The sequence below is a fragment of the Pseudomonas agronomica genome, from assembly GCF_025917275.1.
GTDB lineage: Bacteria > Pseudomonadota > Gammaproteobacteria > Pseudomonadales > Pseudomonadaceae > Aquipseudomonas > Aquipseudomonas agronomica.
On record NZ_JAOSHO010000057.1, the window covers coordinates 1 to 18,317 of the forward strand.

17 protein-coding genes are annotated in these 18,317 nt (G+C 58.1%); 6 read left to right on the forward strand and 11 right to left on the reverse strand.

Annotated elements, in window-relative coordinates; all coding sequences use genetic code 11:
- Window positions 1-41: 41 nt before the first annotated feature.
- Genes OC610_RS07135 through rfbB form a run of 7 tightly spaced genes read right to left on the reverse strand, consistent with a single transcriptional unit; the run spans window position 42 to window position 7,140 of the window.
- On the reverse strand, window positions 42-497 hold the full coding sequence (locus OC610_RS07135) for a thioesterase domain-containing protein (RefSeq protein WP_264427187.1): 456 nt from the start codon (window positions 495-497) through the stop codon (window positions 42-44).
- A 38-nt stretch (window positions 498-535) separates the two neighbouring features.
- Window positions 536-1,924, reverse strand: a complete 1,389-nt coding sequence (locus OC610_RS07140; RefSeq protein WP_264427188.1) for a sigma-54-dependent transcriptional regulator — start codon at window positions 1,922-1,924, stop codon at window positions 536-538.
- Window positions 1,921-3,729, reverse strand: coding sequence for a sensor histidine kinase (locus OC610_RS07145; RefSeq protein WP_264427189.1), 1,809 nt, complete (start codon window positions 3,727-3,729; stop codon window positions 1,921-1,923). The genes OC610_RS07140 and OC610_RS07145 overlap by 4 nt, the downstream gene beginning before the upstream one ends.
- A 36-nt stretch (window positions 3,730-3,765) precedes the next feature.
- A complete protein-coding gene (gene rfbD / locus OC610_RS07150; RefSeq protein WP_264427190.1) occupies window positions 3,766-4,647 on the reverse strand; it encodes a dTDP-4-dehydrorhamnose reductase in 882 nt (293 codons plus the stop codon).
- Window positions 4,644-5,189 carry a dTDP-4-dehydrorhamnose 3,5-epimerase gene (gene rfbC / locus OC610_RS07155; protein ID WP_264427191.1) on the reverse strand — a complete coding sequence of 182 codons (546 nt, stop codon included), beginning with the start codon at window positions 5,187-5,189 and terminating at the stop codon, window positions 4,644-4,646. Before rfbC ends, rfbD begins: the two co-directional genes overlap by 4 nt.
- Entirely contained in the window at window positions 5,186-6,061 is an 876-nt protein-coding gene (gene rfbA, locus OC610_RS07160) for a glucose-1-phosphate thymidylyltransferase RfbA (protein ID WP_264427192.1), read from the reverse strand. Before rfbA ends, rfbC begins: the two co-directional genes overlap by 4 nt.
- Window positions 6,058-7,140 (reverse strand): dTDP-glucose 4,6-dehydratase, encoded by a 1,083-nt coding sequence (gene rfbB, locus OC610_RS07165; RefSeq protein ID WP_264427194.1) that lies wholly within the window; start codon window positions 7,138-7,140, stop codon window positions 6,058-6,060. Before rfbB ends, rfbA begins: the two co-directional genes overlap by 4 nt.
- Window positions 7,141-7,338: 198 nt before the next feature.
- On the opposite strand from rfbB, the gene OC610_RS07170 reads away from it, so the two are divergent.
- The 6 genes from OC610_RS07170 to OC610_RS07195 all read left to right on the forward strand — a co-directional run bounded on the left by OC610_RS07170 (window position 7,339) and on the right by OC610_RS07195 (window position 15,319).
- Window positions 7,339-10,251, forward strand: coding sequence for an aminotransferase (locus OC610_RS07170; RefSeq protein WP_264427195.1), 2,913 nt, complete (start codon window positions 7,339-7,341; stop codon window positions 10,249-10,251).
- 251 nt (window positions 10,252-10,502) lie between these two features.
- Window positions 10,503-11,381, forward strand: a complete 879-nt coding sequence (gene aguB / locus OC610_RS07175; RefSeq protein ID WP_264427197.1) for an N-carbamoylputrescine amidase — start codon at window positions 10,503-10,505, stop codon at window positions 11,379-11,381.
- 3 nt (window positions 11,382-11,384) lie between these two features.
- Window positions 11,385-12,491 (forward strand): agmatine deiminase, encoded by a 1,107-nt coding sequence (aguA, locus tag OC610_RS07180; RefSeq protein WP_264427198.1) that lies wholly within the window; start codon window positions 11,385-11,387, stop codon window positions 12,489-12,491.
- Between the two features lie 243 nt (window positions 12,492-12,734).
- On the forward strand, window positions 12,735-12,935 hold the full coding sequence (locus OC610_RS07185; RefSeq protein ID WP_030141521.1) for a hypothetical protein: 201 nt from the start codon (window positions 12,735-12,737) through the stop codon (window positions 12,933-12,935).
- Window positions 12,936-13,111: 176 nt separating this feature from the next.
- A complete protein-coding gene (locus tag OC610_RS07190; RefSeq protein WP_264427199.1) occupies window positions 13,112-13,783 on the forward strand; it encodes a DsbA family protein in 672 nt (223 codons plus the stop codon).
- Window positions 13,784-14,032: 249 nt separating this feature from the next.
- Window positions 14,033-15,319, forward strand: a complete 1,287-nt coding sequence (locus OC610_RS07195) for an OprD family porin (protein ID WP_264427200.1) — start codon at window positions 14,033-14,035, stop codon at window positions 15,317-15,319.
- A 60-nt stretch (window positions 15,320-15,379) separates the two neighbouring features.
- Here the strand turns inward: OC610_RS07195 and OC610_RS07200 are convergent, their stop codons facing one another.
- The 4 genes from OC610_RS07200 to OC610_RS07215 all read right to left on the reverse strand — a co-directional run.
- A complete protein-coding gene (locus OC610_RS07200; RefSeq protein ID WP_264427201.1) occupies window positions 15,380-15,880 on the reverse strand; it encodes a DUF2247 family protein in 501 nt (166 codons plus the stop codon).
- Window positions 15,881-16,079: 199 nt separating this feature from the next.
- Window positions 16,080-16,481 carry a hypothetical protein gene (locus tag OC610_RS07205; RefSeq protein WP_264427202.1) on the reverse strand — a complete coding sequence of 134 codons (402 nt, stop codon included), beginning with the start codon at window positions 16,479-16,481 and terminating at the stop codon, window positions 16,080-16,082.
- A 14-nt stretch (window positions 16,482-16,495) separates the two neighbouring features.
- Complete coding sequence (locus OC610_RS07210) at window positions 16,496-16,894, reverse strand: immunity 50 family protein (protein WP_264427203.1); 399 nt, start codon at window positions 16,892-16,894, stop codon at window positions 16,496-16,498.
- Between the two features lie 864 nt (window positions 16,895-17,758).
- Window positions 17,759-18,317: RHS repeat-associated core domain-containing protein (locus tag OC610_RS07215; protein WP_332880463.1), on the reverse strand; the 559-nt coding region annotated here is incomplete at its 5' end.

An 18,317-nucleotide genomic window follows, 5' to 3' on the forward strand; every position in this document is an offset into this window, starting at 1 on the left:
TTCGCTAAATCCCCTCGCCACAGTGAATCTGGCTACCTGGCTCAACGGTGCAGTACGTACTGCCCTTCGAATTGCACGGCCACCTCGACGCTGTCCACGTTCATCACTTGCGTCTGCAAGGCCAGTCGTGCCCGTCCGTAGCGCCGATACGTGGCCAGGAAGCGCCTCCAGGTTTTTTCATCAGGCGCATCACAGGAGACGGTTGCATCCCGCGTCACCGGCAGCGGATAGCTGATCTGCCCCTCCTGGATCACGATGTGTCCGTCCTCGATCCCTTCCTCCCGCAAGGCCAGGTGCAGCCAGCCCCAGCCGCCCAGTACCGCGCCGCAATACAGGCTGCCGCCGAACATGGTGCTCTTGTGGTTGACGTTGGCTTCAAGGGGCAGGAACAGGCGCAGTTGTCGGTCCTGCCAGTCGAGCACCTTCAGGCCCATGTCACGGGTCAGCGGGATGTCCCGGTGCAGGATCGATTCCAGGTAGGTGCTGTCGCGGTTCATGCTGGGCCTCTTGCTTGAAAGGGAAGATGGGCAGGCATTCAATCAGACTCATCGGCCGGGCCATGGCTGCTGTCGAAGGCCAGCCCATGCTTGCGCAACTTGTCGTGCAGGGTCTTGCGCGGGATGCCCAACGCTTCGGCGAGGCTGCGTACCGAACTGTGTGGGCGGGCCAGCTCGGCGGCGATCAGGGTTTTTTCGAAGTTCTCCACCTGCTCGCTCAAACCGCCACTGACCACTTCCATCGGCATGCCTGGATGGCTTTCTGGCGCGCTGTTATCCAGGGCCAATTCCAGGCCCAGGGCGAAACGCTCGGCGGCGTTCTGCAATTCGCGCACATTGCCCGGCCAGCCATGGCGCAGCAACAGCGCCCGGTGGGCCGGTTGCAGCTCGTGGGGTGGCAAGCCGTGACGGGCGCTGGCCTCGTCGGCAAAAAATTGGAACAGCAACAACACGTCCTCACCCCGCTCGCGCAACGGCGGTATGCGCAGCGGTGCGACGTTCAGGCGGTAATACAAGTCGGCGCGGAACCGGCCCTGATCGGCCGCCTGGCGCAGGTCTTCCTTGGTCGCGGCAATGATGCGGATATCCAGCGGGATCTGCTGATTGCCACCCAGCCGTTCCACCACGCGTTCTTGCAGCAGGCGAAGCAACTTGACTTGTACGTCCAGGCTCATGCTTTCGATTTCATCGAGGAACAACGTGCCACCGTTGGCGAACTCGAACTTGCCAATACGGCGTTTCTGCGCGCCCGTGAAGGCGCCGGGTTCGTGGCCGAACAACTCGCTTTCCACCACCGATTCAGCCAAGGCGCCGGCATTGATGGCCACGAATGGCCCGTTGCGCCGGCTCGAGAGGTCGTGCAGGGCGCGGGCGACCACTTCCTTGCCGGCGCCGGTTTCACCGAGGATCAGCACATCGGCGCGGGTCGCCGCCAGGGCGCCGATCTGTTCGCGCAGGCGCAACATGGGCGCCGATTGACCCACCAGCCGCGCGCTGAGTTCGTGGCGGTCGCTCAGGGCCAGGCGCAGGCTGCGGTTGTCCAGGACCAGGCGACGCAAGGCCAGGGCTCGGCGAACGCTGTCGAGCAGATGATCGCTGGCGAACGGTTTTTCCAGGAAGTCGTACGCCCCAGCACGCATGGCCTGCACGGCGAGCGGCACGTCGCCGTGACCGGTGATCAGCAGCACCGGCAGCTCTGGGTCCTGGGCGTGCAGTTGGCTCAATAGCTCAAGTCCGTCCATGCCCGGCATGCGAATGTCGCTGACCACCACGCCCGGCCAGTCGCGGGGCAATTGCCCGGCCAGGCCATTGGCCTCGCCCAGGGGCAGGATTTTCAGCCCAGCCAGGTCGAGGGTCTGGCTCAAGGCCTGACGCAGATGGGGATCGTCGTCGATCAGCACCACCTCAATCTGGTTGTCGATGGTCATACACTACGGTCCTCGGAGGGTTGCAGGCTTACCCCGGGCGCGCCCGCGCGCAGCTTCAGGGTGATCAGGGCGCCGCCTTCCTTGTGGTTGGCGAACAACAGCTCGCCGCCAAAGGCGCGCATCAGGGTGTCGCAGATCGCCAACCCCAGGCCAAGTCCCTGGGTACGGGTCTTGGTGGTGTAGAACGGCTCGCCGGCGCGGCCAAGGGCTTCCATGCAAAACCCCGGGCCGTTATCGCGGATGTACAGGTTGACGCCGGTTTCGGTCGCCTGGGCACTGAGCCAGAGTTTACGGGGAGGGCCTTTTTCAGTCAGCGCATCCAGGGCGTTCGCCAAGAGATTGCCCAGCACCTGGCGCAAGCGCGTTTCGCCGGCCTCGACCCACAGTGTGGCGGCCGGCAGGTCGCGTATCAGTTCCACTTCCATGCTGCGCCGCCGTTTGGCGAGTAGTGCCAGGGCATCGTCCAGTGCCGGTTGCAGGCCGACACTTTCTGGCGCGTGGCGGTCGCGACGGGCGAAGGCACGCAAGTGGGCAATGATCGACGCCATGCGCCCGGTCAGCTCGTTGATCAGCCTGAGGTTGCCCCGGGCGTCCTCGGTGCGCTGGTGATCGAGCAATATTTCGGCGTTTTCGGCATAGCTTCGAATCGCCGCCAGCGGCTGGTTGAGTTCATGGCTGATGCTGGCTGACATGGTGCCAAGTGCCGACAGTTTGCCGGCCTGGACCAGGTCATCCTGGGCCCGGACCAGTTCCTGCTGGGCGTGCTCGCGTTCCAGAACCTCCTGCTTGAGGCGCCGGTTGAGGCCTTCCAGGTCGCTGGTGCGTTCTGCGACGCGGCCTTCCAGTTCGTGGCGGGCCTTGGCCTCGAAGGCGATGCGGTCCAGGTAATGGCGCCTGCGCTGCATCATCAGGCCGAGCAACAGCATCAAGACCAGAAGCGCTGCGCCGCCGATGATCACCACTGTGCGCACCGGACGATCGATCAGGGTGCGCGGGGCGAGGATGCTGACGCTCCAGCCTGTTTCTTCAATGGTCTGTGTCTGGGGCAGCCAGGCGCTGGCATCGAGGTTCAGCGGCTTGGGGTCGCGCGTCGGGTAGGGTTGTATCGCGCTGATCGCCTTGCTTTCCGCATCGCTCAAGGGGCGGGTCGAGCGGAAACGCCATTCCTGGCGCGAGGTTAGGATGACCACGCCATTGGGATCGGTCACCAGGAGTTGTTCCGGGGTCTTGCCCCAGAGGCTTTCGGTGTGATCCAGGTCAACCTTGACCACCAGCACGCCGATGACTTTCTCACGGTCGCGCACGGCGGCGGCAAAGAAATAACCGCGCTTGCCCGACGTGGTGCCCAGGCCGAAGAATCGTCCCAGGTGCCCGGCCATGGCTTCGATGTAGTAGGGGCGAAAAGCGAAATTGCGGCCGACGAAGCTGTCATGTTTGTCCCAGTTCGACGCCGCCAGGGTCTTGCCCGTGGTGTCCATCAAATACATGACTTCAGCGCCGGTCTGGGCGCTGATGTTTTTCAGCAACCGGTTGGCATTGCCCTGGGTGACGCCATCGTCCGGTGCCGACAGGGCCGCGCGCAGGGCCGGCAGTTCGCCGAGAATCTGCGGCAGCACTTCATAGCGATGCAGGGTGCCCAGCAGGTTGGCGACGTAGAGATCGAGCGTCTGGCGGTTCTGTCCGGCCAGCTCGCTGCGGTAATACCGCTCTGCCAAGTGCTCCAGCGGCCACAGCAAAGGTGCCAGGCACACTGCGAGCAGGGCCAGGCTGCGCCAGCGGGGTCTACGGGGGAGCGTGGAATTCATGAGCAGGATGCGCCTGTGGTTACAGACGCATTATGCCTAGGCTTGTCCGGCAAGGCACTGTTGCAACGCGCTTCGCCAGTCTGGCTGGCTCACGCTCCATTCCTGGAACAGGCGTGTGCAATCGAGCCGCGAATTCAGCGGGCGCTGTGCCGGTGTCGGGTACTCGCTGGAGGGGATTGGCTCAAGCACGGCGCAAGGTTTGTGCTGCTCCAACAGGTTTTCACCGATGGCCTGGGCGAAGCCGAACCATGACGTCTGCCCCTGGGCCGTCAGATGATAAGTGCCCCAGGCTCCGCACTGTCCGGCCTGCCAGCGCTCGATCAACTTTGCGGTGCTGTCGGCAATGGTGCCGGCCCAGGTCGGTGCGCCGATCTGATCGGCCACCACCCGCAGGTGGGGTTTTTCCTGGAGCAGGCGCTGCATGGTCAGCAGGAAGTTACGCCCCGCGTTGGAATACACCCAACTGGTGCGCAGGATCAGATGCTGCCCGCCCGCCTCGCGGATGGCCTCTTCGCCCGCCAGTTTGCTGCGACCGTACACGCTCAGGGGGTTGGGCGCATCGTCTTCGGTGTAGGGCTCGGGCTTGCGACCGTCAAAGACGTAATCGGTGGAGTAATGAAGCAATGGAATGCCCAGCTCAAGCGCCGCCCGCGCGAGCACGCCCGGCGCCGTGGCGTTGATCGCAAACGCCCGCTGCGCTTCGCTTTCGGCCTGGTCGACTGCGGTGTAGGCGGCGGCATTGATGATCAGGTCGGGTCGCAACGCATCGATAGGCGCGCGGATGTGATCCGTACGCGCCATGTCGAGCTGGTCGCTGCCCAGCACGATCAGTTCGCCCATGGCGGCAAGGCGTGTCTGCAATGCCCGGGATACCTGGCCGTTCTGGCCGATGATCAGGATGCGCAAGGAGGTATTCATGGGAACAGGTCGGCCTCGCGAAGGGCACTGCCGGCCTGATCCTTGGCAGACAGGATCGGCGCACCCTCCAATTCCCAGTCGATCGCCAGTTCCGGATCGTCCCAGCGAATGCAACGTTCGGCTGATGGGGCGTAGTAGTCAGTGGTCTTGTAGAGAAAATCGGCTGACTCGCTCAGCACCACGAAACCGTGGGCGAATCCTGGTGGAATCCACAGCTGCCGATGGTTCTGTCCCGACAGGCGTACGCTTGTCCACTGGCCGAAAGTCGGGGAGCTACGGCGGATATCCACCGCAACGTCCAGGACCTCACCTGCGGTGACGCGCACCAGTTTCCCCTGGGATTGTTCGATCTGGTAATGCAGGCCGCGCAGCACGCCCTTGGCCGAGCGCGAATGATTGTCCTGGACGAACTGCACCACGCGGCCAGTGGCTTCGGCGAACGCCTGGGCGTTGAAGCTTTCATAGAAAAAGCCGCGTTCGTCGCCGAAGACCTTCGGCTCGATGATCAGGACGTCCGGCAGGCGGGTGGCGATGACGTTCAACGTGTCTCTCCGGCGATCTTGAACAGGTACTGGCCGTAACCGGTCTTGCCGAAATACTGGGCGCGCGCAAGAACGTGTTCTCGACTGACCCACCCCTGTTGATAGGCGATTTCTTCCAGGCACGCGACCTTCAGGCCCTGTCGATGCTCAATGGTCTGCACGTACTGCGAGGCCTCCAGCAGGCTGTCATGGGTGCCGGTATCCAGCCACGCAAAACCACGGCCAAAACGCTCGACGTGCAAATCTCCGCGTTGAAGATAAGCGTTGTTGACGTCGGTAATCTCCAGCTCGCCTCGTTTGGACGGCTTGATGGTCTTGGCGATCTGTATGACATCGTTGTCGTAGAAATACAGGCCAGTTACCGCGTAGCTGGACTTGGGCTGCGCGGGTTTTTCTTCGATGGAAACGGCGCGTCCTTCCGGGTCGAAGTCGATCACGCCGAAACGCTCGGGGTCCTTGACCCAATAACCGAACACCGTCGCACCGCGCTCGCGATTGACGGCGGTCTGCAACTGCTCGCCGAAATGTTGGCCATGAAAGATGTTGTCGCCGAGAATCAAGCACACCGGGTCGCTGCCAATGAATTGCTCACCAATCAGGAATGCCTGGGCCAGTCCGTCGGGGGTTGGCTGTTCGGCGTAGCTGAAATGCACGCCGAACTGAGATCCGTCGCCCAGCAGGTTGCGATATTGCGGCAGGTCCAGCGGGGTAGAGATGATCAGGATTTCCTTGATGCCGGCGAGCATCAGCACCGAGATCGGATAATAGATCATCGGTTTGTCGTAGATCGGTAGCAGTTGTTTCGAAACCCCGAGGGTAATCGGGTGCAGCCGCGTACCGGAACCGCCGGCCAGAACAATGCCTTTCATCATGCAATCGTATCCTTGTTGTCGAGCGAGCCCAGGCGCTCGCCCTGATAACTGCCATCCTGGACGCGCCGGCACCACAGCAGGTTTTCGAGGTACCACTGCACGGTCTTGCGCAGTCCGGTCTCGAAGGTTTCCGAAGGTGTCCAGCCCAGCTCCCGTTCGATCTTGCCGGCATCGATGGCGTAGCGCAGGTCGTGGCCGGGACGATCCTTGACGAAGGTGATCAGGTCCGCATAGTGCTCGACGCCTGCGGGCTTGTGCGGCGCCAGCTCTTCAAGCAGCGCGCAGATGTTGCGCACCACGTCGATGTTCTTTTGTTCGTTGTGGCCGCCGATGTTGTAGGTCTCACCGACCACCCCTTCGGTGACGACTTTGAGCAGTGCTCGGGCATGGTCTTCGACGAATAGCCAGTCGCGCACTTGCAGGCCGTCGCCATACACCGGCAGCGGTTTACCGGCCAGGGCGTTGAGGATCACCAGCGGAATCAGTTTTTCGGGGAAGTGAAAGGGCCCGTAGTTGTTCGAGCAGTTGGTCAGCAGCACGGGCAAGCCATACGTACGCTGCCAGGCCCGGACCAGATGGTCGGACGCTGCCTTGCTGGCCGAATAAGGCGAGCTTGGGGCGTAGGCAGTGGTTTCGGTGAACAGGTCATCCACGCCATGCAGGTCGCCATACACTTCGTCGGTGGAAATGTGATGGAAGCGAAACGCCCGTTTTTGCGGTTCGGCCAGGGTTTGCCAATAGGCGCGGGTGGCTTCCAGCAGGCTGTAGGTACCGACGATATTGGTCTGGATGAAATCCGCCGGACCGTCGATGGAGCGGTCCACATGGGATTCTGCGGCCAGGTGCATGATGGCGTCGGGCTTGAATCGCGCCAGTACCACGCTGATCGTCGGTTGGTCAATGATGTCGGCCTGCACGAACTCGTAGCGGCTATCGTGATCGATGCTGCTCAGCGACTCCAGGTTGCCGGCATAGGTCAGTTTGTCGAGGTTCAGGACCTGATGGTCAGTATGGCCAATCAAATGTCGTATTAAAGCCGAGCCGATGAAGCCGGCGCCGCCGGTAATCAGAATGCGCATCCGGTTAAGCCTTTTTTCGATAAGACGATACAGCGATGGAGCATAGCTTGTCGGCATGACGAAGAGGGTGCAAGCGAATATCCGCAAGGAGCGCGTCATGGCAGGCAGGCTATCGACGGAGCAAAAAGAAGGGGTTGCTAATTCCCCCGACTCAATGGCGTGATAGGCATCCAAACAAAACCACTCAGGGGTCGTTGTATGCCGCTCGCTACGTTGGTTCACCGTGCCAGTTTGCCAAGCCCACAGATCAGCGCCGAACAGGCGTTGGTGCTGTTGCGCTTGAATTACGGACTCAGCGGCGACCTGCGACCCCTCGGCAGCCACCAGGACCTCAACTACCGCGTCGATAGCGAGCGCGGCCGGTTCGTGCTGAAGATTTGCCATGGCGACTACGCCATCCTGGAACTCCAGGCCCAGCATGCTGCGCTCAAGCAACTGGCCGGGCACGGTGGGGTGAAAGTGCCCCGTGTCATGGTGGCCAACAACGGCCAGGATCTGCTGACGCTCGAAGTTGCCGGACAAACGGTCCATGTACGGCTATTGGAATACATCGACGGCCAATCCCTCACTCAACTCAAGCACCTGACCCCCGACCTCGTAACAGGGCTGGGACGGCTGTGCGCGGAGATGAACCTGGCCCTTGCCACCTTCGACCATCCGGGCCTGGAGCGCACCCTGCAATGGGATGCACGCCATGCCCCGGCCTTGGTCGACCACTTGCTGCCCGTCATCCAGGATGATCATCGGCGCCAGTTGATCGCCGACGTCGCGCAACAGGCCGAACGACGCTTGCAGCCACTCAAGGCGAGCCTGCCGGTACAGGCGATCCACATGGACATCACGGACGACAACGTTGTCTGGCAGCGCGACGCCCAGCGCCAGTGGCAGATGCAGGGCGTGATTGATTTTGGCGATTTGATCCGCACCTGGCGCATCACTGACCTGTCGGTGACCTGTGCGGCCCTGCTGCACCACGCCGATGGCGATCCGTTTTTCATCCTGCCTGCGATCCAGGCTTATCACTCGACCAATCCGTTGCAGCGCCAAGAGCTCCTGGCACTCTGGCCGTTGATCGTGGCCCGCGCCGCTGTGTTGGTACTCAGCGGTGAACAACAAGTCGCGATCGACCCGGACAATCGATACGCCCGTGACAATCTTGAACATGAATGGGAAATCTTCAACGTTGCCCGTTCCGTGCCGCTTGAGTTGATGGAGACGGCAATTCTCATCGCCGCCGGCCATAGCCTGCCGCCCGTTGCCAACGAGGGCTTCGCGCCGCTGTTGCCGACGCTGGTGGGGCGCGACTTTGCCTTGATTGACCTCGGCGTGCTCAGTCCGCATTTCGAAGCCGGGAATTGGGAGCAGGCGGGGATCGACCAGCGCCTGCTGAGCGAAGCCGCCGCCGTGCACGGTCTGGCGGCCAGCCGTTACGGCCAGTACCGCTTGTCCCGCACCCGACCGGACAGCGCCATCGAGCCCGATACTTATCCGCTGCATGTCGAATTGCATGTACCGCAAGGTACGCCGTTGGCGGCGCCATTCACCGGCGTGGTGCACGAGGGCGCCGATGGCTTGCTGCGGCTCGATGGCCCGCAGTTGAGCGTGCGCCTGTGGGGCGTGGCATCGTCGCTGCCGTCCGGGGCCGCGCTGGTCAAGGGGCAGGTGATCGGCGAAGTGACAGGACCGTTGCGGGTCCAACTGTGCCAAGGCGCGCATTTGAATCCTCCGCTGTTCTGCTCGCCGTCGCGGGCGCAAGCATGGCAAGCGCTTTGCCCGTCGCCAGCGGCGCTGCTGGGGCTGGCTTGCGATGCCGAGCCGGAAATCGATCCCGAGGCACTGCTGGCTCGTCGCGATGCCAGTTTTGCCCGTTCGCAGAAGCACTACTACGTCGATCCGCCGCGCATCGAGCGCGGCTGGCGCAACCACCTGATCGACATGCAGGGCCGCTCCTACCTCGACATGCTCAACAACGTCGCGGTGCTGGGACACGGCCATCCGCGCATGGCAGCGGTGGCGGCCCGGCAGTGGTCGCTGCTCAACACCAATTCGCGCTTTCACTACGCGGCGATCGCCGAGTTCTCCGAACGTCTGTTGGCGTTGGCGCCGTCGAACATGGATCGCGTGTTCCTGGTCAACAGCGGCACCGAGGCCAACGACCTGGCGATCCGCCTGGCCTGGGCCTACAGCGGCGGGCGCGACATGCTCAGTGTGCTGGAGGCTTACCACGGCTGGTCGGTGGCAGCGGATGCCGTCTCGACGTCCATCGCCGACAATCCCAAGGCGCTCAGCAGTCGTCCGGACTGGGTGCACCCCGTGACTGCGCCGAACACTTATCGTGGTGAATTCCGTGGGCCGGACAGTGCGCCGGACTATGTGCGCAGCGTCGAGCACAACCTGGCGAAAATCGCCGAGCAGAAACGCCAGCTCGCCGGCTTCATCTGCGAACCGGTGTATGGCAACGCCGGTGGCATCGCGCTGCCGCCGGGGTACCTTAAGCAGGTCTACGCCATGGTGCGCGAGCGTGGTGGCGTCTGCATCGCCGACGAGGTGCAGGTCGGTTACGGCCGCATGGGCGAATTCTTCTGGGGCTTCGAAGAGCAGGGCGTGGTGCCGGACATCATCACCATGGCCAAGGGCATGGGCAACGGCCAGCCGTTGGGGGCCGTCATTACCCGCCGCGAAATTGCCGAAGCGCTGGAAGCCGAAGGGTATTTCTTCTCGTCTGCCGGCGGCAGTCCGGTCAGCTGCCAGATCGGCATGGCCGTGCTGGATGTCCTGGAGGAAGAAAATCTCTGGGAAAACGCCCGGGTGGTCGGCGGGCATTTCAAAGCCCGCCTGGAAGCCTTGATCGACCAGTACCCGTTGGTCGGAGCGGTGCATGGTTCGGGCTTCTACCTAGGCGTGGAGCTGATCCGCAACCGCGACACCCTGGAGCCGGCCACCGAAGAAACCACGGCGCTGTGCAATCGCTTGAGGGAGCTGGGCATTTTCATGCAACCGACCGGCGACTACCTGAACATTCTCAAGATCAAGCCGCCGATGGTCACCAGCCGTCAAAGTGTGGATTTCTTCGTCGATATGCTGGCGAAGGTATTGGAGGAGGGGTTATAGCCAATCTGACACGCCACGCTGTTCCCCTGTGGGAGCGAGCTTGCTCGCGATAGCGGTAGGCCAACCAAATCACTATCGGCCTTGAACCGTCATCGCGAGCAAGCTCGCTCCCACAGGTCTTTCGGTGCTCTTAAAATCGATTTTTGTCGGTATTTTAAGTCTTGATTATAGGGTTTTTGATTTTATTTCCTTTAAAGGCCGATTTTTATCGGCTATAAAGACGCCTCTGTCCATCGCCCAGGAGATGATTCATGAGTCGTATCGTTACCGTAGCCGCTACTCAAATGGCCTGTTCCTGGGATCTCGAAGCCAATATCGAGACCGCCGAGAAGCTGGTTCGCCAAGCGGCTGCCCAAGGCGCGCAGGTCATCCTGATCCAGGAGTTGTTCGAGACGCCGTACTTCTGCCAGAAGCCGAATCCGGACTATTTGCAACTGGCGACTTCGGTTGACGACAACGTTGCCATCAAGCACTTCCAAAAGATCGCCGAAGAATTGCAGGTGGTATTGCCCATCAGTTTTTTTGAACTGGCCGGTCGTGCGCGCTTCAACAGTATTGCGATCATTGACGCCGACGGGCGGAACCTGGGCGTCTATCGCAAGAGCCACATTCCGGACGGTCCTGGCTACCATGAAAAGTACTACTTCAATCCTGGCGATACCGGTTTCAAAGTTTGGAATACCCGCTACGCAAAAATTGGCGTAGGCATCTGCTGGGACCAGTGGTTTCCGGAATGCGCACGCAGCATGGCGCTGCAAGGCGCGGAAATCCTGTTGTACCCGACCGCCATCGGCAGCGAGCCGCACGACAAGACCATCTCGTCGCGTGATCATTGGCAGCGGGTGCAACAAGGTCATGCGGGCGCCAACCTGATGCCGCTGCTGGCGAGCAATCGCATCGGCAATGAAGAGCAGGATGGCTATGACATTACGTTCTACGGCTCGTCGTTCATCGCCAATCAGTTCGGTGAAAAAGTCCAGGAACTGAACGAAACCGAAGAAGGTGTGCTAGTACACAGCTTCGACCTCGACGAGCTGGAACACATTCGCAGTGCCTGGGGCACTTTCCGTGATCGGCGGCCGAACCTGTACGGCGCGATCAAAACCCTCGACGGCTCATTGGAGTCCTGATTGATGACAACTTTGTACAGCACTCCGCGCGCGGACGGTTTCCACATGCCTGCCGAGTGGGCGACCCAGAGCCAGGTCTGGATGATCTGGCCCGAGCGCCCGGACAACTGGCGCCTGGGCGGCAAGCCCGCGCAGGCCGCCCATGTAGCGGTGGCCAAGGCCATCGCCCGCTTCGAACCGGTGACCGTGGCGGTGTCCGCAGCCCAATACGAAAACGCCCGGGCGCGCCTCGATGTGCCGAACATCCGCCTGGTAGAAATGTCCAGCGACGACGCATGGGTCCGGGACACCGGCCCGACGTTTGTCATCAACGACAACGGCGAAGTACGCGGTGTCGATTGGGATTTCAACGCCTGGGGTGGTTTCGACGGTGGCCTGTATTCGCCGTGGAACCGCGATTCGCAAGTGGCCGGCAAGATCCTGGAAATCGAGCGTAGCCCGCGTTACCGCACCGAAGGTTTCGTGCTCGAAGGCGGCTCGATCCATGTCGACGGTGAAGGCACCGTGATCACCACCGAGGAATGCCTGCTAAACCGCAATCGCAACCCGCACATGAGCCGCGAAGAGATCGAGGCCGTACTCGGCGCTCAATTGGCTGTGGATAAAGTCATCTGGCTGCCGGACGGTCTGTTCAATGACGAAACCGACGGTCATGTGGATAACTTCTGCTGCTACGTGCGCCCGGGTGAAGTACTGCTCGCCTGGACCGACGATCCGCAGGATCCGAACTACGCCCGTTGCCAAGCGGCCATGGATGTCCTGCAAAACAGCACCGACGCCAAGGGCCGCCCGTTCACGGTGCATAAAATGCCGATCCCCGGGCCGTTGTATGCCACCGAAGACGAATGTGCCGGCGTGGACGCGGTAGAAGGTTCCCAGGAGCGCAATCCGAGCGTGCGACTGGCGGGCTCCTACGTGAACTTCCTGATCGTCAACGGCGGCATCATCGCGCCGAGTTTCGATGACCCGCTGGACGCGACGGCCAGGGAGATCCTGCAGAAGCTGTTTCCCCAGCATGAAGTCGTCATGGTACCGGGGCGGGAACTGTTACTGGGGGGCGGGAATATCCATTGCCTTACCCAACAACAGCCAGCTCCGCGCGTGAAATGAGTGGCTATGTAACAGCTTGGTGATATCAATCGCAGCGGCCCGGTGCCGCTGTTTTTGGATCCACGCAGGGCAAGCCCGCGTCCCGATTGGAGCGCGGGCTTTTTTGTGTCTGGCTTGTTGCCGACGTGACGACATTGGCATAGCTCTTGTATCGGCAAGCTGGCAGTTCTCAAGAGAGCAGCTGCGTTGTTTTGTCATAAACCTCGGATAAATTGGCCGCTCATCAACCAGGAGGGCGCTGGAATGAACATGATAAGCGAGCGCACATGCCATCCTTTGGCCGTTAATGGTGAGTCGCTTCAAGCCGTGGCGCAGTGGTTGAAGTCCAATGGAACGCGTCAGATCAGGGAGCCTGATCCGCGCCGGACGATCATGGAGCGCTACCCCGCTGGCTTGTTCAGCGAGGCGGAAATGGAAGCGTTGTGGGATGTGATGCAAGGATAGAATTCAAAGGATTGATCAAGGCGCTGCCTGCAAGGGCGGCGTTTTTTTATGCCTGTGGATTTCCCACAGATTCGACCGATCCACGAAACAGACTGAACACCATTCCGGCGTTTTTCCGCGCGGTCCTCCAAGGCTAACCTGCCGCTACAGAAACCAGAGCCCCGGCGGAAGTCTTCATGACCCAACTTCACTATATCTATGATCCCCTGTGCGGCTGGTGCTACGGCGCCAAGCCGCTGATCCAGGCTGCCAGGGCGGTATTGCCGGTTATTGCCCATGGCGGCGGCATGATGACTGGCACTAATCGTCAGAAAGTCTCCGCCCAGTTGCGCAATTACGTAATGCCCCATGACCGGAGAATCGCTGAATACACCGGGCAGCCGTTTGGCGAGGCATATTTCGAAGGGCTTTTGCGGGACGAGGCAGCGGTGTTCGACTCGGCGCCCCCGACTGCGGCGGTCCTTGCGGCTGAACAGCTCGATGGCCGAGGCCTGGAGTTGTTGGAGCGCTTGCAAACGGCCCATTACGTTGAAGGCCGGCGGATTGCTGACGAAGCGGTGCTGTTGGAGTTGGCCAATTCCATCGGCTTCGAGGCCGAGGCATTCCGGCGGTCATTCACCGAAATCGATGTGCACGCGCATTTTCTTGAAAGCCGTGCCTTGTTGGCCAAGGTCGGCGGGCAGGGTTTCCCGACGCTCGCCCTGGAGCGGGACGGCCGGCTCACGCTGATCGATATCGGTCCCTGGCTGGGCAAGCCCGAGGCGTTCGCTCAATGGCTGGAACAAGCCATGCCATTGCACGATCCTGCGCCCGCAGCGCTCTGTGGCTTGGACGGTTGTTCAAACTGATCTGTTCTTAGACGTTTTTCGCCTAATCCCAGATGATTCACGAAATTGACACAGGGTTCATGGCGCGACTAGGATTCGCCCACGCCTGTGGCCAACAGCCATGACTCTTAAATAATAAAAGGGCCCGACACGATCATCGTGGGCGGGCCTTTTCATTATTTTCAGGAGCAAGAGTCCGAATAAAGAGCGCAAAAGCGCCATTCCGGTTGCCGGTTGCAGTGCGAATCAACCCGTACAAGGAAAATAATCATGTTGAACAAGCGCATCAGTTTGATCGCACTGGGGATCTTGAGCACCACACAAGCCATGGCCGATGACCAGGCTCAATCCAAGGGCTTCGTTGAAGACAGCAGCTTGAAAGTGCTGTTGCGCAACGCCTACATCAATCGCGACTACAAGGACGGCAACAAGGACAAGGCCGAATGGGGCCAATCAGCCATCGGTACGTTCTCGTCCGGCTTCACCCAAGGCACGGTGGGCGTGGGTGTGGATGCATTCGGCTTGTACGCGCTGCGTCTGGACGGCGGCAAAGGCCGTACCGGTGCGCAAGGCATCGATTTCTTCAAGAAAGGCGACAGCGGCAACGCGGCCGATGACCTGTCCAAGTTGGGTGCCGCGGTGAAGTTCCGCGTCTCCAACACCGTACTGGCCTACGGCGACCAGATGCCGGCCCTGCCCGTTTTGAGTTATGACAACGGACGCCTGCTGCCGGAAAGCTACACCGGCACGCTGATCACTTCCAAGGAAATCAAAGGGCTCGAACTGAACGCCGGTCGTTTCACCGCCGAGTCGCGTAAAAGCGCCGAAGGCCGTGACAGCGGTGGCTTGAAATCGATCAACGTCCTGGGCGGCAGCTATCAATTCACCGAACAGTTCAAGGCTTCGCTCTACGCCTCCGACGTCGAGGACGTGCTGAAGAAACAATACGTGAACGCCAACTACGTATTCCCGCTGGCCAAGGATCAATCCCTGACCCTGGACTTCAACGGCTATCGCACCAAGCTGGATAACAGCTACGTGCGGGAAAACAACGTCACCGGCGACGACAACAAGATCTGGAGCCTGGCGGCCACCTTCGCCACCGGTCCGCACAGCTTCACCCTTGCCCACCAGCGCAGCACCGGCGACAGCAACCTCGGCTACGCCTACGGTGGTTACCAGCGGGATCAGAATCGTGTCGGCGATGGCGGCAATACCATCTACCTGGCCAACTCCTACTGGTCGGACTTCAACGCCGAAGACGAACGCAGCTGGCAGTTGGGCTACGGCCTGGACTTCACCACCTTCGGCGTCCCGGGCCTGACCTATAACGTGGCTTACGTGCGCGGCGACAACATCACCACCTCCACCAGCGAGGGCGGCACCGAGCGCGAAATCTTCAACCAGTTCAAATACGTGGTCCAGGGCGGCCCGGCCAAGGACCTGAGCGTGCGGTTGCGCAGTTCGGTATTGCGTGTGTCGCAGAAGTCCAGTGAGTACAACGTCAGCGGTAATGAGCTGCGGGTGTTTGTGGATTATCCGATTAATGTTTTTTGATGGGTGATTGGGTTTAAAAAACCTTCTGAAAACCCCGGCATAGCGATTGACCGGGGTTTTTTATTGTGGGTTACGCCGTTCTGCGAATAGTTGTTCATACCGCGATAGAGCGGCTTTCCAATTTTTGAGCAGGTAGTCTTTGGAGCCTTCCGTGCCATCCGGTGCTGGCATGTAGCGGATCAATGGTGCTAGCTCCTCTGGATAGTTGAAGTCTGCATATAATATTTCTAGTTCTTCATAAACGTTGTTGTATAGATGTTTATTGTCAAATAAAAAAGAAAGGGACAGGAATAGCCAGGGTTCGGTTGTGTTTGTCGTTTTTTCTTTGCTTTGGCTCGCCAGGGTGCTTAGCAGTTGATGTATGAGGTGCTGGTTTTCTATCGGAGTTACCGCAATTTCATATGCCTCTTTAGGGTGTGCGGTGGTCAAACTGCAACAGATGTAATCTGAAATTCCCTTTTCATCTATATACTTTTGTTCGAGTCCATATAGAAGATCGCTCCAGCTTAACCAAGGCGCTAGCTTATAGATGTAATGACCGTCGAGAGAGAATGAATGCATCTTTCTTATCACGCTTTTTTGGGCGAAGGGCGAGATATCTTCGAAATCTATATTTCGATTGCAATATTGATTGCATTCGTTATATAGCTCGTTGTGATACCAATATGTCTCGTGTGGTTGGTTTGTTGTGTGATTTGTCCAGGATTTAATCCTCTTGCCGTTGAGTGAGGCCTTTTGTGCGCATTGTCTAGGCCAGTGGTTAGTCCAGCGGGTAGTCGCACGTCCACGGAGGCGTAAATAGTTGCGGGTCGACTCCTTTGCTCGTTAGGAAAACATTTATTTCCTCTTCTGTATCCATTGTTTGGCTATATATAATGGTCACGTTACTGGTGTCGATACCGTCATTGATTTCAAGAGTTGATTTTGGAATTGTAAATTCAATTGCGACATACCTCGATCCTTTAGCATTCTCCAAAAATTCGTAGTAACGGTGCCAAGGAAACCTGTTGTCGAAATTTAAATGATAAACCGCATAGATAGCGATCCATTTCCTTAAACTTTCATCTGATGATGGCAGCTCCTGTGCAATTTCGATGTACGATTTTGCTTCCAGGCCCCACCATACTTTCCTTGGAATGATTTTTTGATCGTATGTTGTCATAAAAATGCCCGGTATTAAGTTGCGCTATCACATTTTTTGTAGGCCGAGGGACCACATAGCAGCAAGTGTTTGGTTTCTAGTTCTATAAGAGAGGTGTCGTTGGAGGCTTGAATTAGAAAGCTATCTTGTTGTTGTGTTATCTGAACGATTAGTTTGTCATTTGTCGGGATGTTAATGATTTTTGTTTTTTGGGGCGTGCCGCAGTTTAGACCTATTCGGCATATGTTGAAACCTGCTTGCTTCCATTTTTGCGGAGGAGCGTCGGGGTATTCCGAAATGTCAAACTCAAGAATGATTGTCGGAATATTGTTGTCTATGGTTAATGAGGCTAACTCAATCTCGCCGATAGGTATGGGGGATGAAAAAATTTTATTGAAAAAAATGCTTCTTTCAAGATTGTTCCAGAAAATCATGGTTTGCTCCGTGAAAACATAATGATTTTTTGCGATTTCCTCTAAACTATTTTAGAGGCTATTCGGAGTGGTCGTTGTAATAAGCTTTTATGTTGGAAATGGAAATGCTCCTTGCTGTGCAGTCTATGATGCAGTTCTCTGGAATTTTCAGATGTATTTCGGTAGCGGCTGTGCTTTTCTCAATAGTTATACAGATAGGCCATGAAAATTAAATTTGCTGATGCGTGTTGAATCAATTTGGTCGAGTAGTAGGTCGAACTCAAATTCATTGTGTCCGTTTTATATCCATTTGGCGGGGGCAGTTATTAGCCTCTATTGGATTGGCTAATTTTAATGTTACTGAGCAGTCCATTAAGGTGGCATAGACGATGCTGAGGTTTTTTGGTGTGTAATTATCTCCAAATACGGATGTCCATTTCTTTTTATTTGTAATGTAGTCATGTCCACATGATCAGGTCTCACTCGAAAACGTAGCGTCTGGCTATAATGGATAGTCACATCGCCAAGGTGGTACGAAGAGTGCGGGGTCAATATTTTTTTTGTATAGGTAGGTATGAATGTCTTCCTCTGAATTAAATTGCTTTAGCTCAGTTATCGTAATGTGGCGATCATCTATACCGTCACTTATCTCGATGGTCTCGGTCGGTATCGTAAAGATTATGGAGCAATAACGAAAGGTTTTTGATGTGTTGATGAAGTCGTAATATTGATGTGCGTTGTTGGATATTTCGTACTTATATACTGCATATACAGAGATCCATGTGCGAAGTTTGGGGTCTTCGCATTTAAGTTCTTGTGCAATGTTATCGTAACCCTTGCCGTCTAAACCGTACCAGACACTGCGTGGGATTAGTCTGTGATCATTCATTTTTGTCCCTCGAATGAATTTTGCCAGTAAATACGAATTACCTTGTCGTCTTTCGGATGCAGTTGCAAGTGCGGCATCGCTGCATATGGATCAGTCGGGCTGTGATTTGCCATGTAGGTCTTTCTAGTTTGAGTGTTGGAAACAGGAGTTTCATCCCAATGATAGTATGACTCCCTTCCCTCAGGTGTTTGAAAATAGTCCTTTGCGGTCACTGAATTAAATTCCTCGGCGTTCCTATACCCTTCACCTGCGTATTTTCTTCGGAAAAGCTCTTCAGCTTCTGTACGGCTATTCACGGTTACGTCTTTAGCACCGTTGTCAAGTTGGTCCGAAGCGCGTTTCACTCTAGGACTCGACCAACTAACATCCGGGAGCAGTGGTTCTCCGGTATCAACCCTGGTGTTCTTTGCAGGGGAAGATAGTGTCCCCTTTTCCCTCTCAGGAGGACACCCATTCAACCCCAACGGATCCACCCACCCCGTCGGGTTGGGCACGTACCGGTAGGCATTCAACCCACCTGCCAGCTTTATCGGATCCGCCGTCAGATACCGCCCT

Excerpts from the sequence above, each read along its gene's own strand:
- OC610_RS07205 (WP_264427202.1), bottom strand. The coding sequence starts at position 16,481 with ATGACAACATACGATCAAAAAATCATTCCAAGGAAAGTATGGTGGGGC.
- rfbA (WP_264427192.1), bottom strand. The coding sequence starts at position 6,061 with ATGATGAAAGGCATTGTTCTGGCCGGCGGTTCCGGTACGCGGCTGCAC.
- OC610_RS07210 (WP_264427203.1), bottom strand. The coding sequence starts at position 16,894 with ATGATTTTCTGGAACAATCTTGAAAGAAGCATTTTTTTCAATAAAATT.
- OC610_RS07145 (WP_264427189.1), bottom strand. The coding sequence starts at position 3,729 with ATGAATTCCACGCTCCCCCGTAGACCCCGCTGGCGCAGCCTGGCCCTG.
- aguA (WP_264427198.1), top strand. The coding sequence starts at position 11,385 with ATGACAACTTTGTACAGCACTCCGCGCGCGGACGGTTTCCACATGCCT.
- aguB (WP_264427197.1), top strand. The coding sequence starts at position 10,503 with ATGAGTCGTATCGTTACCGTAGCCGCTACTCAAATGGCCTGTTCCTGG.
- OC610_RS07190 (WP_264427199.1), top strand. The coding sequence starts at position 13,112 with ATGACCCAACTTCACTATATCTATGATCCCCTGTGCGGCTGGTGCTAC.
- rfbD (WP_264427190.1), bottom strand. The coding sequence starts at position 4,647 with ATGAATACCTCCTTGCGCATCCTGATCATCGGCCAGAACGGCCAGGTA.
- OC610_RS07200 (WP_264427201.1), bottom strand. The coding sequence starts at position 15,880 with ATGCATTCATTCTCTCTCGACGGTCATTACATCTATAAGCTAGCGCCT.
- OC610_RS07195 (WP_264427200.1), top strand. The coding sequence starts at position 14,033 with ATGTTGAACAAGCGCATCAGTTTGATCGCACTGGGGATCTTGAGCACC.
- OC610_RS07185 (WP_030141521.1), top strand. The coding sequence starts at position 12,735 with ATGAACATGATAAGCGAGCGCACATGCCATCCTTTGGCCGTTAATGGT.
- OC610_RS07135 (WP_264427187.1), bottom strand. The coding sequence starts at position 497 with ATGAACCGCGACAGCACCTACCTGGAATCGATCCTGCACCGGGACATC.
- rfbB (WP_264427194.1), bottom strand. The coding sequence starts at position 7,140 with ATGCGCATTCTGATTACCGGCGGCGCCGGCTTCATCGGCTCGGCTTTA.
- OC610_RS07140 (WP_264427188.1), bottom strand. The coding sequence starts at position 1,924 with ATGACCATCGACAACCAGATTGAGGTGGTGCTGATCGACGACGATCCC.
- OC610_RS07170 (WP_264427195.1), top strand. The coding sequence starts at position 7,339 with ATGCCGCTCGCTACGTTGGTTCACCGTGCCAGTTTGCCAAGCCCACAG.